Source organism: Moorena sp. SIO2C4 (assembly GCF_010672485.1).
Classification (GTDB): Bacteria; Cyanobacteriota; Cyanobacteriia; order Cyanobacteriales; family Coleofasciculaceae; genus Moorena; species Moorena producens.
Window position 1 is genome coordinate 1 of sequence record NZ_JAAHGN010000219.1, and the last position, 1,699, is coordinate 1,699.

Consider the following 1,699-nt stretch of genomic DNA (forward strand, 5'->3'; position numbering starts at 1 on the left):
TTGCAACTGTTGGCTGGGGTGAAATTTGATGAACAGTTAATTCAAGCTTATTTTCGGGAGGATATGATGCAAGAGTCAGTAGTTTATCAACGAATTATTCGCCAAGGATTAGAACAAGGAAAGCGCAATGAGGTTAAGTTAATTATCCGTCAAATTAGCCGTCGCTTAGGTGAAATCAATCCCCAATTACAAAATCAAATTGAGGAATTATCCTTTGAACAGTTGGAGGATTTAGGAGAAGCGTTGTTAGATTTTGAAACGGAAGTGGATTTGACCAATTGGTTGAAGCAGTTTAGGGATAAGTAAGATCCGGTTAGGTGTCGCACTCAGCTATCAGCTATCAGCTATCAGCTATCAGCTATCAGCTATCAGCTATCAGCTATCAGCTATCAGCTATCAGCTTTTTAAGAAAACAAGTAAGCATTCTTTTAATCTTTGTTACGTCAGCTGACGGCTGACGGCTGACGGCTGACGGCTGACGGCTGACGGCTGACGGCTGACGGCTGACGGCTGACGGCTGACGGCTGACGGCTGACGGCTGACGGCTGACGGCTGAATACTTACGGTTAACCACTCACATAGAAATGCTCCCTATTTTATAAAAACTTCACCCAATTGAAAAATGCTATAATTTATCAGGTTCTGCCTCTTGCCTTTCCCTAAGGGATATAGCGCTACGCGCAAGTTAGAAGTAAAAAGTCAGAAGTCAGAAGTAAGCTATGACTAAGTTAGGGTGCCCGTAGCCCATTAGCACCTCAAGTAGCGTGGGCGTAGCGCTTAGGCTGAATACTTAAATTGGCAGTGGCGGAAGATTGGTAAATCCAGGGTGCTTTCAATAAGTCTATTTTTTGAATAACTATTGTAGAGCAGTGGATGGCAATGGCTGACAATACATCTGATGCCCAACTCGACTTTCTGTTAGAGGTACTAAAAGCAATTGCTTCCAGTAATGGTAATCAGCAGGTAGTTGAGAAATTACTGGAAGCAAATACAGATAAACTTAATCAGACCTTAGCAGATAAATTGCGGGATTCGGCAACAACTACTCTTGAAGAATTAAAACCAGATCAAGCCACATCCCTAGCAGCAAATATTGTTGAATTTAGCAAAATAGTAGCAAAATTATCCTTGGGTGACAAAGCTAGCAATATAGAAATTGCCATCACTGGCTATGAAGTCGCACTAACTCTTTACACCCGTGAAGATTTTCCGTTTGATTGGGGATTAACTCAAAGGAATCTTGGAAATGCTTACTTTAACAGAATCACAGGTCAGAAAGCAGAAAACCTTGAAATTGCCATCGCTTGTTACCAATTGGCTTTAGAAGTACACACCCATGAAGCTTTTCCGGTTGAATGGGCAAAGATTCAATACAATCTCGGTCTTGCTTACTCTAACAGAATCACAGGTCAGAAGTCGCAAAACCTAGAAGAGGCCATCGCTTGCTACAAATTGGCAGAAGTACGCACCCGTGAAGCTTTTCCTGAAGATTGGGCAAATACTCAATTCAGACTTGGGCTTGCTTACCGTAACCGAATAAAAGGAGAGAAAGCAGAGAATATAGAAGAAGCCATCGCTTGTTACCAAGAAGCTCTTAGAGTCAGAACCTTTGAGGCATTTCCAATTGATTGGGCAATGACACAATATAATCTCGGTAATGCTTACGGTGACCGCATCAAAGGTGAGAAAGCAGAGAATA

The 1,699-nt window shown here is 42.1% G+C and carries 2 protein-coding genes and 1 pseudogene; 2 read left to right on the forward strand and 1 reads right to left on the reverse strand.

What is annotated here, in order from left to right; genetic code table 11:
• Positions 1 to 306: DUF4351 domain-containing protein (locus F6K20_RS13830; protein ID WP_287295018.1), on the forward strand; the 306-nt coding region annotated here is incomplete at its 5' end.
• A 76-nt stretch (positions 307 to 382) separates the two neighbouring features.
• Here the strand turns inward: F6K20_RS13830 and F6K20_RS13835 are convergent.
• Positions 383 to 574 (reverse strand): hypothetical protein, encoded by a 192-nt coding sequence (locus F6K20_RS13835; RefSeq protein WP_131827070.1) that lies wholly within the window; start codon positions 572 to 574, stop codon positions 383 to 385.
• A 299-nt stretch (positions 575 to 873) separates the two neighbouring features.
• Between F6K20_RS13835 and F6K20_RS13840 the strand changes: the two are divergent.
• A pseudogene (locus F6K20_RS13840) lies at positions 874 to 1,699 on the forward strand (hypothetical protein); the annotation flags it as partial.